Source organism: Bradyrhizobium sp. CB82 (assembly GCF_029714405.1).
Taxonomy (GTDB): domain Bacteria; phylum Pseudomonadota; class Alphaproteobacteria; order Rhizobiales; family Xanthobacteraceae; genus Bradyrhizobium.
This window is the reverse complement of sequence record NZ_CP121650.1, coordinates 6,633,799-6,646,890: the sequence shown is the minus strand read 5'-3', so window position 1 is coordinate 6,646,890 and position 13,092 is coordinate 6,633,799. Positions and strand designations below refer to the sequence as shown.

General features: G+C 61.3%; 14 protein-coding genes. 9 read left to right on the top strand and 5 right to left on the bottom strand.

Going from position 1 to position 13,092, the window contains the following annotated elements:
* Positions 1–6: 6 nt before the first annotated feature.
* The 4 genes from QA640_RS32295 (at position 7) to QA640_RS32280 (ending at position 3,572) form a co-directional block, all read left to right on the top strand.
* Positions 7–534 carry an RNA polymerase sigma factor gene (locus tag QA640_RS32295; RefSeq protein ID WP_283036872.1) on the top strand — a complete coding sequence of 176 codons (528 nt, stop codon included), beginning with the start codon at positions 7–9 and terminating at the stop codon, positions 532–534.
* Positions 531–1,304: an anti-sigma factor gene (locus QA640_RS32290; RefSeq protein ID WP_283036871.1), complete on the top strand. Its 774-nt coding sequence runs from the start codon at positions 531–533 to the stop codon at positions 1,302–1,304. Before QA640_RS32295 ends, QA640_RS32290 begins: the two co-directional genes overlap by 4 nt.
* Before the next feature lie 419 nt (positions 1,305–1,723).
* Positions 1,724–2,101: a hypothetical protein gene (locus tag QA640_RS32285; RefSeq protein WP_283036870.1), complete on the top strand. Its 378-nt coding sequence runs from the start codon at positions 1,724–1,726 to the stop codon at positions 2,099–2,101.
* A gap of 550 nt (positions 2,102–2,651) precedes the next feature.
* Complete coding sequence (locus QA640_RS32280; protein ID WP_283036869.1) at positions 2,652–3,572, top strand: radical SAM protein; 921 nt, start codon at positions 2,652–2,654, stop codon at positions 3,570–3,572.
* A 6-nt stretch (positions 3,573–3,578) separates the two neighbouring features.
* Here QA640_RS32280 and QA640_RS32275 read toward each other — a convergent pair whose 3' ends face one another.
* Both QA640_RS32275 and QA640_RS32270 read right to left on the bottom strand, forming a co-directional pair.
* Complete coding sequence (locus QA640_RS32275) at positions 3,579–4,418, bottom strand: PhnD/SsuA/transferrin family substrate-binding protein (RefSeq protein ID WP_283036868.1); 840 nt, start codon at positions 4,416–4,418, stop codon at positions 3,579–3,581.
* A 73-nt stretch (positions 4,419–4,491) separates the two neighbouring features.
* Positions 4,492–5,637, bottom strand: a complete 1,146-nt coding sequence (locus QA640_RS32270) for an acyl-CoA dehydrogenase family protein (RefSeq protein WP_283036867.1) — start codon at positions 5,635–5,637, stop codon at positions 4,492–4,494.
* Positions 5,638–5,970: 333 nt separating this feature from the next.
* Between QA640_RS32270 and QA640_RS32265 the strand changes: the two genes are divergently transcribed.
* Genes QA640_RS32265 through QA640_RS32245 form a run of 5 tightly spaced genes read left to right on the top strand, consistent with a single transcriptional unit; the run spans position 5,971 to position 10,676 of the window.
* The gene (locus QA640_RS32265; protein WP_283042949.1) at positions 5,971–6,783 is read left to right on the top strand and encodes a nucleoside phosphorylase; all 813 of its coding nucleotides are present in this window, start codon (positions 5,971–5,973) and stop codon (positions 6,781–6,783) included.
* Positions 6,780–7,484: a TIGR04282 family arsenosugar biosynthesis glycosyltransferase gene (locus tag QA640_RS32260; RefSeq protein ID WP_283036866.1), complete on the top strand. Its 705-nt coding sequence runs from the start codon at positions 6,780–6,782 to the stop codon at positions 7,482–7,484. Before QA640_RS32265 ends, QA640_RS32260 begins: the two co-directional genes overlap by 4 nt.
* Before the next feature lie 5 nt (positions 7,485–7,489).
* Complete coding sequence (locus QA640_RS32255) at positions 7,490–8,854, top strand: glycosyltransferase 87 family protein (protein WP_283036865.1); 1,365 nt, start codon at positions 7,490–7,492, stop codon at positions 8,852–8,854.
* The gene (locus QA640_RS32250; protein ID WP_283036864.1) at positions 8,845–9,930 is read left to right on the top strand and encodes a radical SAM protein; all 1,086 of its coding nucleotides are present in this window, start codon (positions 8,845–8,847) and stop codon (positions 9,928–9,930) included. The genes QA640_RS32255 and QA640_RS32250 overlap by 10 nt, the downstream gene beginning before the upstream one ends.
* Entirely contained in the window at positions 9,894–10,676 is a 783-nt protein-coding gene (locus QA640_RS32245; protein WP_283036863.1) for a glycosyltransferase family 2 protein, read from the top strand. The genes QA640_RS32250 and QA640_RS32245 overlap by 37 nt, the downstream gene beginning before the upstream one ends.
* 39 nt (positions 10,677–10,715) lie before the next feature.
* Here QA640_RS32245 and QA640_RS32240 read toward each other — a convergent pair whose 3' ends face one another.
* The 3 genes from QA640_RS32240 to QA640_RS32230 form a co-directional block, all read right to left on the bottom strand.
* Entirely contained in the window at positions 10,716–11,459 is a 744-nt protein-coding gene (locus QA640_RS32240) for a methyltransferase domain-containing protein (RefSeq protein WP_283036862.1), read from the bottom strand.
* 24 nt (positions 11,460–11,483) lie between these two features.
* Entirely contained in the window at positions 11,484–12,140 is a 657-nt protein-coding gene (locus QA640_RS32235) for a DoxX family membrane protein (RefSeq protein WP_283036861.1), read from the bottom strand.
* Positions 12,141–12,282: 142 nt separating this feature from the next.
* Complete coding sequence (locus QA640_RS32230) at positions 12,283–13,035, bottom strand: hypothetical protein (RefSeq protein ID WP_283036860.1); 753 nt, start codon at positions 13,033–13,035, stop codon at positions 12,283–12,285.
* Between the last annotated feature and the right edge of the window lie 57 nt (positions 13,036–13,092).

The window sequence follows — 13,092 nt, the reverse complement described above, 5'->3', positions numbered from 1 at the left end:
CGCACAATGAAAGACATGCTGCTGCAGGTCGAACCGCTGATACCCGCGCTCCGCCGCTATGCCCGCGCCCTGGTTCGCAATCGTGCCAATGCCGACGACCTTGTGCAGGATTGCCTGGAGCGCGCCGTCAGCCGCTGGTATCAGCGGCGCGAAGGCGACGTTCGCGCCTGGCTTTTCACCATCCTCCACAACCTGGCGATCACTCAGTTTCGCCAATCGGCGACCCGCGGCGGGCATGTCCCGATCGACGAGACCAATGAGAACGAATTCGGCGAGGCCGCCACCCAGGAACGTAAACTATTGTGTCAGGATGTCCTGAACAAGCTCGCAAGACTGCCGGAAGACCAGCGCGCCGTGCTGCTGCTTGTCGCGATCGAGGACCTCTCTTATGCGGATGCCGCGAAGGTGCTTGACATCCCTGTGGGTACAGTGATGTCGCGGCTTTCCCGGGCACGTGAAAGACTACAGCAGGAGATCGAAGGGATTGCGGACAATATGTCCACCAACGTCGTGTCACTACGGAGGGGAGAATGAGCCCTCGACCAATCACGGAAGATGATCTCCACGCCTATGTGGATCATGTCCTTGAGTCGGAGCGGCAGGAAGAAGTCGCCGACTATCTGCGCGAACATCCGGACGTCGCCAAACGCGTCGCTGCGTTCACCGGCCAGCGGGAGCTGTTGCGCACGGCACTCGCGCCGATCGCCGAAGAGCCCCTGCCTCCGGAGCTGAATCTGTCGCGAATCATCGAGAACCGCGCGCGACGGCCTTCGATAGCCCGCTGGGCGATGGCGGCGATGCTATTCTTGAGCATTGGCGGTCTGGGCGGCTGGGCCGCGCGCGGCGCGCTAGAGGTGGCGCCGGGCGGACTGGTTGCGCTCGCGCAGGAGGCCACCGCTTCATACAACGTCTACGCGCCGGACCGCGTCCGACCCGTCGAGATTCGCGCCTCCGATTCTACCCAACTCGTACAGTGGGTCTCCGACCGGCTGCATCGGCCGGTGAAGGTGCCGGATTTGACGACTTCGGGCTACCGATTGATGGGAGGACGGCTTGTCGCCACCCCGCGCGGCCCCGCTGCAATGTTCATGTATGACGATGACCGCGGCAGCCGGATTGTCATGCTGACCCGGCCGATGAGCAGTGCGGACCATGATGCACCCATGACGCCCCGGTCGCAGGGCAATGTCGGAGGCTTCGCCTGGGCTGACGATGGCGTGGGCTACAGCCTGGTCGGGCAGGCCGCTCCGGAATCCTTGAGGCCGATTGCAAATGAGGTTCGCAGGCAGGCGCGCGCGATCTAAAGGCTAGATCGGTGAGGCGCCTTTCGGATTGAAACGTCGGAGGCCATGGGTACGATCAAGATCACCGGCGCAATGTACATCCTCGAGACGGGTGCAGTTGAGTTCTTCTGAAGCTCGCGCACTAACTTGGAAGTGCTAGGCAAACGTCAGAGGTTTCGAACGGCGGAGACTGAATACCGAGCTGGATGGCTGCCGTGAGCGAGGTGTCGATGTTCAAGAGATGGAGCCGTTGTGTTTGGGCAAGCCGACCGATCCCGGCCGCACAGGGGGCGATACCGCTTGTCTTCTCGAAGCAGTGCTGTGGATCGCCCGCACGGGCAGCCCTTGGAGAGATCTACCGCCGACGTTCGGCAACTGGAAGACGGTGTTCAAGCGGTATCGCGATTGGGTGAAGGCCGGCGTCTTCGGGCGAATATTTGATGCCGTATCGGATGATCCGGACATGGAGTTCGCCTGGTCGACGCGACAATCGTCAAAGATCACCGCCACGCACAGGGAGCAAAAGAGGGACCAAAAATCAGGCCATCGGCAAGTCGAAGGGCGGCTGGACCACCCTCGCGTCCGACGCGCTTGGGAATCTGGTGCGGTTCATCCTACTTCCGGCCATTAGTTCGACACCGTCGGCGTCGTCCCTGATCAAGGACATCGAATTCGGCGGCTTGATCGCCGACAAGGCTTTTGATTCCAACTGGATCATCGAAGACCCGAGCGCAAGGCCAAGGTCGTCATCTCGCAGCATCAAAGACGCGCTCAGTCTCTCGACATCGACAAGCACATTTACAGTTGGCGCCACCTGATCGAGAATTTCTTCGGCAAGCTCAAGGAATTCAAACGCAATCGCAAGAATCGGGCGTTGTGTGGCCCAGAACCACCACCTCTTGCGGTATCAGCGCAGCGACCCGTGGCTGGCTCTCAGTCTTACCGCGATGATATGGTTAATGCAGTGTCGCTGATGGACACGCACTCTCCACAACAAAGCCACGCGGCACCAGACTGGAGCGGTGGAGTGCTTGCTGCATGGCGCTGATTCTCCCCTAAAATCAAAGCGCCAGACATCCCTCGAACTGCATCACAAGTGAGTCAGAGCCAAATTTGGAAGCCGATTGACACACTATAACGCGAAGATTGATTTTACTGCATTTTCGTCGCAGATTGATCGCGTTCGTTGCGCCTTAGCGAGGTCGTTTCTGGTGCGAAACTGGTGCGGTAGACCGGAGGACCACGGATTTATGCATGAGAACGCCCGCGAACGTTGAACTCGACGCAGGCACCAAGACATTTGCCTCGGGCCTCCTGCCGGATTTGATAGCTGCGCTGCGCCGTAGCCGTAAGGGCGATCTCCTCGCCGTGATCAGCAGCGAGCCAAGTGTCGGCCGCGAGCTCGAGGCCTGGTGTCGCTTCACCCGTAACAGTCTGGTCGACGTAGCAGTCGAAGACGGGCGCACCCGATGGGTGCTCCGGTACGGAGAGGCTCCCGAGAATGTAGGAGAAGACCGGGCTGTCGGCTCTCGCCTATGGCTTTACACAAATTTCGACTGCAACCTGAGCTGCGACTATTGCTGCGTTCGCTCGTCACCCAAGGCGCCGCGGCGGGCGCTTGGTATCGAGCGGGTTCGACGGATCGCTGTCGAGGCGGCTGAGCTCGGCGTCAGCGAAATTTTTGTGACCGGCGGCGAGCCATTCATGCTGCCGGATATTGGTGAAATGATTGCCGCATGCGCTGCGGCGGCGCCGACCACGGTGCTCACCAACGGCATGCTGTTTGCCGGAAGTCGGCTCGCAACGCTGCGTTCGTTGCCGCGCGAGCGCGTGATCTTCCAGATTAGCCTCGACAGCCCGACGCCGGAGCGCCACGACAGCCATCGTGGAAAGGGGACATGGGCACGCGCCTGGAAAGGAATCGAGCTAACCCGCGCCGAAGGATTCAGGGTGCGATTGGCGGCGACTGTGTCGACTGACGCGGAGGCCGAGGAGTTTCGCAGCTTTCTTGACGCCCATCACGTCAGCGAGGAGAACCGGGTGATCAGGCGAATTGCGCTGCGGGGTTCCGCCACGCAGGGCGTCGCATTGGCAAGGGCGGACCTGGTTCCCGAGGTGACGATTACAGCAGAAGGTGTCTTTTGGCATCCGGTTGGAGCCGAGGATAACGACCTGTTGGTCTCCCGCGAGATATTTCCGCTCGCCGATTCCTTCGCAGCCGTGCGCCGCGCCTTCGATCGCGAATCCGAGCATCAGCGCCGCTTGGCAATGATTTTCAATTGCGCTTGACTGCGCTCAGGGCCGCTTTAGGAAGCCCTGCTGCGCCGACGCTTCCCGCAACTCGGCATACGCCTCAAGCTGCGGCGCTATCCATTGGCGCAGGCCTTCCGCCTCGAGCACCGGACGATGCGTTGGGTTGTCGTAGCTCATCCCGAAAAGCGCTTTGGCAAACCGCTGCTCCGACGCGGGGTCCAGATCGGCCCGGGCAGTGAACATGCAGTGATTATAGGGTCGCGAGGTCCAGATCTCGGTTAGCGCGCCTTCCGGTACCAGACGCTCGGTGCGCACAGCCTTCCAGAACGGGCTGCCTATTGCGCCCGCGTCGGCGCGGCCGTCGAGGACTGCGCGAATGACGTCGGACTCGCTTGTCCCCGTGTCACCGTGCTTGCCGAGGTCGGTGTTGAAGCGCAGCGTTTGGTAGTCTTGCCCTTCAGCCAGCCCCTCGCGCTGCAGAAAATAGACGGGAAGGATGGCCGCATGGCCGCTGTCGCGGCTGCCGAGGGCCAAGGTGCGGCCTTTAAGATCGGCAAGCCCGGCGACCGGTCCACCGGTGACGGCGACGATCTTGGTCATCCAGCCCACATCGGTATCGCGCATCGCGATAGGTCGGCAGCGCTTGTCGCTCCAGGCATCGGACTGGATATAGGCGAGGTTTGTATTCCACCCGATATCGATGCGCGGCAGCGGCTCACCGGGCAAGGCCAGGAGAGCGGCGACCTGCGCCTCGTAGCTCTGAAACAACACGACTTCGACGGGCAGAGCTGCTTCCTCGTGACAATAGCGTCGCATGCCTTCCCAGATGCCGACTACCTTCGGATCGTATGCGACGGCACCTACCCAGATCGTCCGGCTCATGGCTGCCTCCCGCTTCCCTGGCTCAATATTCGAACGTGACGTAAGCGCGGCCAAGCGACGGATGCTCTCGCGCTCAGAACAGCGGTATTCCCAAAACGGCTTTCCCAATGAATTCGCGCAGGACATCGCCCGTCGGTGCCATAACGGCGCCCGCATGCGCGTCGCGGAACAGTCGTTCGATCGCCATGTGCTTGGAGAACGCCGCGCCTCCGCACACCCGCATCGCCGTCGAGGTAACGGCGATAGCGACATCACCTGCGGCCGCCTTGCTCTCGAGTGCGCGCAGCATGGTGGTCTCTCGCGGGCGCTCAAGGTGATCGACGAGATCGGCGATGCGCGCCGCAAGTCCATCGGTGTCGATCTGCATCGTCGCAAGTTGTGCGCGAAGTGTGGGCAGGCTCTCGCCGAGGGTTTGGCCTAAATGCTCGAAACGGGCGCTGTTGAGATGAACCGCAGTCCCTGCCACTGCAGCCCGACAAAGGCCCAGCGCGACAGCTGATGTTCCGAGGTTGAACAATGGAAGCACGGTCTCCAGCATCGCCTTGAAGCCGGCGCCGTCATCAGTCAGCCGCAGACCAGGCTCGACCTCGCAATCCTCGAGGATCATCGGCGCGGAAGCGTTGGCGCGCATCCCAAGGCCATCCCAGGGGCCGGCAACTGACAGTCCGGGGGTACTGCTGGCCAAAATGTAAAGGGTGGAATCGGTTGGACCCGTCCCATCAGGAGCGAGGGCCGAGACAACATAGCTTTGCGCGTGACCGGCGCTCGTCACCCACGATTTTTTGGCCGTGAGGCGCACGTTGACGCCGTTGCGCTGCGCTCGGGATATGGGTGCCCAGAAGTGGCTGCGCGATCCAGCTTCGCTGAATGCCAGTGTGGAGAGATGCCGACCGGCCGAAATGTCCTTCAGCGTCTGCGCGACCGTTGCGCCTGGGCGGGCCGCCGCGATCGTCGCGGTCGCGCACATGTGCATCAGATAGACCATCGCGGCGGATGCGTCCGCCTCTGCGAGCGTCGTGACGACGGCAGCGAAGCTCCGCGGTCCGAGGGCCGAGCCGCCCACCTCGGTGGGCAGCATGATCCCCAGCAATCCGGCCGGACCGAGCGCCGCGACCGCCTCGGATGAAAATCGGGCATCCTTGTCGTTTTGCCTGGCCGCCGGCGCGAGGATGCAATCGGCGATCTCCTTGGCCCTCGAAACTGCTGTCTCGTGATCCATGTTGGCCCTCGACACCAAGGAACCATGGTGGTCGCAGATAATCGTTACGCCACAATGTCCCTTGCTATGATGAAAATATCGAACCGGCTTTCTGTACGACCGATGCTAAGCGATCCGCGCCGTTGGATCAACACGGCCAGTTTCTGGCATTGCAAAGCTTTCGCCGCGGACGCGGGCTAGCAATTACGCTGTTGAGGACTGGTTTGTTACATCACCCTCGCACTTTTTTTGTGACGTCGGCGACATTTCCGGCCAGCTCAGGCTGCGAACTTGCCCGCTGGCGACGAGCACGCTACCAATGACCGGCCACGGCGTAACGAGGCTTGTTTGGCGATGGCGATCAATGACGGCGGGATCCCGCCTATCCTTGCGCAAAAGCATTACACGGAGCCGTCCGCATTTACGCCGGAAAATCTGCTGCGCCAAGCGCGCCGGCAAAAGCAGATTGCGAGTTCCAGCATTCCGGACATCTGCCTCCTCGACCCCGACGGCGACATTGTGCGCAGCCTGCTTGCCCGTGGCGACGCCCGGCTTGAATCAGGGTGGGCCTGCTATCATACGCAGCTTTACGCTTTCAGTCGCGGCGGGATTGAATTCGGAATAGTCGGCTGCGCCGTCGGCGCCTCGTACGCGGTGCTGATCGCCGAGGAAATGTTTGCATCGGGCTGTAAACTGTTGATCAGCGTCACGTCATCAGGACAGATCGTGCCGATATGCCCTCCGCCTTATTTCATTCTCATCGAACGTGCGCTGCGTGACGAAGGAACCAGCTATCATTATATGGCACCATCCGATTATTCGCAGGCTGATGCCGGATTGATCTCGGCGCTCGATGGCGCATTCGCCGAATTTTCCGTGCCGGTGCTCACGGGCGCGACCTGGACGACCGACGCGCCGTTTCGAGAAACCCAGCGAGCGATCGACGCCATGGTCGAGAGGAGCCTGATGGCGGTCGAAATGGAAGCCGCTGCGCTTTATGCGTTCGCGCAAGTTCGGCGAAAGCCCGTCCTGTGTTTTGCCCATGTGACAAATCAAATGGGACGCGTCGACGGGGATTTTGAAAAGGGCGAAGCGGACGGCAGTCATGACGCGCTCCAATTGATCGCGATCGCCGCCGATCGCCTGCGGTCCCGGCGCCTGCCGTGAGCGTCGCAGCGATCGGAATCATATGCAAGGCGCCGCAGCCAGGCCGCTCAAAGACGCGACTTGCGACAGCCATAGGTGAGGTGGCCGCATCAGAGCTGTCGGCCTGCTTTCTTCGCGACGTCGCCGCAGCAATCGAGGCGGTCCCGGAGGCGCTCGGCAGGCGGGGCTACGGTGTATACGCTCCAGCGGGAGCCGAACACATCATGCGGCAGCTGCTTCCGGCGGGGTTCGGGCTGCTGCTGCAGGCTGGGGATGATTTGGGGCACGTCCTGTTCGGAGCGACGCGCGCTCTCCTGGATGCTGGACATGACAGTGTCCTGCTCGTCAATGGCGATAGCCCGACCTTGCCAACCCGTTTGCTGGTGCAGGCCGTTGAAACCCTGCGCGAGCCCGGCGACCGGATGGTGCTTGGGCCTGCTAGCGACGGTGGCTACTATCTCATCGGCCTGAAGCACCCGCACAAGCACCTGTTCACGCAGATCGCTTGGGGCACTGAAACCGTAGCTCGCAGTACATGCGAGCGTGCTGCGGAAATCGGGCTTGCCGCGACGCAGCTACCGGAATGGTACGATGTCGACGACGTTGAAACCTTGCGTTGGCTGCAGGAGGAGCTGAGCGGGCATTCTACCCGCTTCCGTGCAGGTGGATTTGCTCCAGCGAGCCGGGCCTTTCTCAACGCCGCGCCGCAGATAGGCTCGTGAAGCCAATGCCCGAGACTTTCGCAAGCCGATCTGATCAACGGGCGCGTTTCGCCAACTATGTGTCTTCGCTTCATCTGTTGGTCGGCGCGGGTCTTGTCCTGGTCGGCCTGACCCTCGTCACTCCCTTTGCCTTCGAGGCTTACGGCGACAACGCCTTCATCGCGCTGGCCATCGCCGGTGGTCTGCTGACGATTGTAGCGACACGCCTGGCCGAGAGCGCACCAACCCATCGCGCGCTATGGCTCATCTTCGGACTTGGGATTGCGCTGAGAGCCTACGTGCTGCTGTTCGATCCGCTGCTGTCCAGCGATATCTATCGCTATATCTGGGATGGCAAGGTTCAGGCCGCCGACATCAATCCCTATCGCTATTTCCCGGCCGATAAGGCGCTGGCGTTCCTGCGCGACGGCGCGATCTTTCCCCACATCAACCGGGCCGATACTGCGGTCACGATCTATCCTCCTGTAGCGCAGTTTTTCTTTTTCGTTGTCACGCGGATCGGTGAGAACGTGACTGTGATGCGTCTGGCGCTACTGGGGTGCGAGGCCCTAACCGTGACACTGATCATTCTCTTGCTGCGGCGGATGAACCGCCCGGTCACGCGCGTGATTGCCTATCTCTGGCATCCGCTTCCCTTGTGGGAGATTGCCAACAGCGGCCATGTCGACGCGCTGATGGTTGCGCTGATGCTGCTGGGCCTGTGGATTGCCCTGACCGGCCAGGCGCTACGTGGAGCGGCGGCGATCGCTCTTTCGGTGCTAGTCAAGCCGTTGGCCGTGCCGGTGCTTGCCGGGATCTGGCGCCCATGGGACGTCAAGATGCCGCTCGCCGTTGTTGCCACCATCGCGCTTTGTTATCTTCCTTATTTGTCGGTCGGCTGGGGAGTTCTCGGCTTCCTGACCAAGGGCTATCTGAACGAAGAGGGGGTCAGTGCCGGTAACGATCTCTGGCTGTTGTCGCTTTGGCGGCTCGTGTTTGGCGAGCACCATGGTGATGTTGTCGCCTATGTCGTACTGGCGGTGTTGGTCCTCCTGTTCAAGGGGTTCTCCGTAGCCCGCAGCCCGCAAGACAGCATCGCGTCCACGCTTGCCGACATCAACATGCTGTTACTGCTCGCGCTCCTGTTATTGTCGCCGAATTATCCCTGGTATTTTCTGGTCATCACGCCGTTCACAGCCCTGTGTGGCTCGGCGCCAAACTGGGTCGTTTCGATCGGCGCGGTCTTGCTATCCGAACAGCTCGACTGGGATTTCTACATTCCACGGATGGTGACAAAATCAATTCTGTTCGGAGGTCTCTTGCTGACTTGGGCCTTGGTGGCCTGGAGGACGCGCATGCAGCGGACTGCAGAAACGAGGGCATGGCGATGAGTCCTTCCGCAGGCTCGCAAGGCGCTCGAGCGCCCTTCGATCCGCGCCGCTACCACGAGTCGGTCAGGGGAGAGCGCACCGAGATCGCCCCGCGTCCGCCGGTCTGTCTTTATCTGGAAGTGACCAATCGCTGCAATCTGCTGTGCACCACCTGTCCCCGTACTTACGAGGAACTCGAGCCGCCCGCGGACATGAGCTGGGACCTGTTCACGTCGATTGTCGACCAGGTTCCTGATCTTGCGCGGGCGGTTCTGCACGGCGTCGGCGAGCCCATGCTGGTCGCGAACCTGCCTCAGATGGTCAGATACTTGAAGGACCGCGGCGTCTACGTCCTGTTCAACACCAATGGAACGGTGCTCAGTGAGCGCAGTGGCCGCGCGCTGATCGAGGCCGGTCTTGATGAACTACGTGTGTCGCTCGACGCGTCAAACCGCGAGAGCTTCAAGGCGATCCGGGGCAGGGACTATTTCGGTCGCATCATCCGCAACGTGCGCGCGTTTCGCGAGCTGCAGGAGCGGGAGGGACACTCAAGGCCCCAGGTTTCGGTTTGGCTCACGGGCCTGAGAGAGACTGTCGAGGAACTTCCGGCATTTGTGAAAGTTGCGGCGGAGATTGGTGTCAAGGAGGTATATCTGCAACGGCTCGTGTTTTTCGCTGATTCAGCGATTGGCAAGGCACAGCCGGATCAGACCCTGTTCGAACGTCTGACGCAGGAAGAAGCGGCCTATTTGAAGCAGGCCGAGGATCTGGCGCGTTCTCTTGGGGTGACCTTCAGCGCGTCGGGCGCGGCGACCGAGCCGGGGTTAAGTTTGAAGGGCAGCGGCGACGGTTCGCCGTGGTCGCTCTGCCGACGGCCGTGGTCGTTGATGTATTTCACGGCCAATGGCCGCGCCCTGCCGTGCTGTATCGCGCCGTTTTCGCAGCATGGTTACGACAACTATACGCTTGGTCATGCAGGGCGGCAGTCCCTGGAAGACATCTGGAACGGGCCCTCGTATCGGGACTTTCGTGCGGCGCTCCTTTCGGAAAAGCCGCTCAAATGCTGCGCCAATTGCGGCCTGCGCTGGAGCTTGTGAACGCGGTGATTGACGAGATCGGCTCGAGGCCGCCTGCATTGCTCCGTTCGCCCGTTATCTCCGCGATCATTCCCTGCCTCGACGAGGAAACTGCGATAGGGCAGGTCGTAACCGCGGTGCTAGCGCAGAATGTGGGCGAGGTCGTCGTTGTCGACGGGGGCTCGCGGGACCGTACGACCGAGTTGGCCGAGGCCGCCGGGGCTCGCGTGATTATCGAGCCGCGGCGCGGCTACGGTCGCGCGATCCAGGCGGGCATCGCCAAAGTGCGCGATGATGCCGACATTCTCGTCTTCCTCGATGGCGATGGTAGCGACCCTGCGGAATTCATCCCCGACCTAGTGTCGCCGATCGCAGCCGGGCAGGCCATGTTCGTTCTCGGCTCCCGCGTCCGCGGTTCGCGCGAGCCCGGCAGCCTGGCACCACAGCAACTGCTCGCTGCGCATGTCGGCGGGCTGCTCCTGCGCCTCGTCTATGGCGCAAGCTTCACCGATCTGTCGCCGTTTCGCGCCATCCGCCGGGACGAACTTGGGCATCTCGGTATGAAGGAGGAGACATATGGCTGGAATCTGGAAATGCTGATGCGGGTCGCGGCTGCTCGGTTGCCGGCATTGGAGATCGCCGTCGGGCAGCGGCGTCGGATCGGCGGCGTATCAAAAGTGTCCGGCGATCTCGTCGCGAGCGTCAAGGCCGCTTGGTCGATATTGGCGACGTTTATTCGCCTCGCGCTTGAGCTGCGACGTCAGTAAATTTGCAGAAAATAGTCTACCACCATTCCGGCAACGGTATCAACGACCGCTGGCACGATCCCGGCACGCAACAATATCGCGGGGGGATTTTCGACCCGCTTCCTCCGGGGGAGAGAAAACGGCGAGATATCCGCTGTCGCCTGCGAGCTGATATGCGGCTATTTCGCGATAGCCAACGGCAATGAGTTCGCAACGTAAGAGCGCAATTGGCGTGCCGTGCTCAGATGTCGGACGTTCGAGGTCGACAATTCCGACCCGCGCGCCCTGCTTCAAGGCGGGCGCGAGATTGTAAAGGAAGGCATAGGGTTGCGTTATCTCGTGGTACATGTGCACGAGGATCGCAGCATCCAGCGAGGACGCGGGCAGCCGCGGATCGTGCGGTTCGCCCAGCGCAAGTTTGACGTTTGTCAGCCTGAGTACCTCAATTCGCCTGGCGAGCTCGACCAGGTAATCCCGCGTGACATCCTCGGCGATGACCGAGCCGGTCGGGCCGAGGAAGGACGAGAGCCGGACCGTGTGGTAGCCACGGCCGGCGCCGATATCGCCGACCGTCATGCCTGGCTTCAGCTCAAGAAGACGGGCGATCTCGCCGGACTCATTCAGGGAATCTCGGTGCTTCTCGTCGGCGCGGCCCGGGCTGACAATCGGCGCAACCGGCCGCTGAGGCGAGGGAAACTCTATTGCTGGGGCTCCCGGCGGCGCGAGATAACCAATGTCAGCGGCGTATGCGCAAATTGCGTCGAGCCCTATAAGAAGCGCTACTGCACGGGCCAGCGCCATCATGTGTTCGTCTCTCGCAAAACCATGCTAACCCGCGATGTTGAAGAGCCAGCCTATAAGCCCCTTTCCGTCGCGCACGGGGGGTACTTCGCGGCGCAACCAGCCATCGAACCCGAGGCTGCGGCCAGCGCCCTCGACCGCAAACAGGAACATCAGCAGGACCAGGAACATATACGTCCACGGCCACTCGGATGAGTTGCCGTAGAGGCCGAGCCAGAGTTGCAGCGTGTAGATGGCGGCCAGCACGCCCACCAGTCGCACCGCGAGCCCGAGGATCATCGACCCGGCGAACACCAGTTCGGCCAGAAAGACCATTGGCCCAAAGAACATCATGTGAGGCAGCACGGTGTCCTTCAGGAAGGTGCGATGAAACTCGAAGGCCGCGCTGGTCGATTCCTGTTCGGTCCAGTATTGCAGGCCGTCCGACACTGGTAGCGGTAGCTTCCACAGCATGCCCTGGAACCACATGCAGCCGATCAGGACTCGAACCAGCAAGATGCCGAGGTGGCGGCCAGTCCGTTGTGTCGGATCTTCCCGCCAATTCCGGACAGCCACAAGAATGCTGGCGATCAGCAACGCCCAGAACAGCGCCAGGATCAGATAGCGCCAGTTTCCCTGATGGAGATAGTCGTTCGTCGTCGCGGTCAGGAAATGCCAGACGTCGGTGAATGGATTGGTGGGCATATGCGCGTGCTCCGGGACCTGGACAGTGACTTTTACGTATGGGTCGATTGAATCGTTACTCCGCGTATCGGTTAACTGACGGGCGCACCGCCGCGTGGGCGACTGAGCGGTGCGCCTCGGCTTCGCGATTAGGCGTTGAAGCTCATTTGGCGTCGATCCAGTTGTCGGATCCTGTCAGTTTAACCGACACGTCCGTAAGGGTAATCCGAAACGACTTTCCGTCCACCATGCCGGGATGATCCGTCGAGATCAGCAGCGGGCCAGCCTTCTTGTAATCCGTATATTTGGCTGTCACGAGGTGGGGCGGGTTGGCAGCACCCCGATGGTAGGCGATTTCCTCGATCCGCTTGTCGGCGCCGACGTAGAGGTCCCAGGTATCGCCGGGTTGATAGCCGCCGTCCGACGGGTATTTCGCCACGACGCGCTGAGCCGAAGCATCGCCGAGGGGTAGTTTCTGCATGCCGTCGTCGGTCACAGCCGCGCCGTCCCATACGATGTGGAAGGGAAGAAGCAACCAGTACTGATCGTTGGCGAATGCCGGATCGATCTCCTTCTTGACGGCATCGCTTTGGCTGGAGAGTTGCGAACGCTGATAGGTAGCCTTGACCGGGTTGCCTACCCTATCTTTCCCCTCGTAGGAGACCATGTCGGTCTTCGGTCTCCATTCCCATTTGTTAGAGAGATTGGCGCCCGGAAATTCCGCGTTCCAGGTGTAGCGGATTGCCTCGATTTGTCCGAACGAATCGAGGCCGTAGGTCTTGGCGATCTGTTCGGCAATCGATGGACTCTGCTCCGCCCTGGAAGCTGCAGAAGTGACCAGCAGCGTGCCGAAGGCCAAGAGGCAGATAAAACTGCGTGTAACTTCGCTGCGCGCCTGAGTACAAATATTGTTCATGTCGGGCTCCCTAGGTTTGAGTGCAATTCCGTTGGCTGTGCCGAGGCTCGGTTTCCA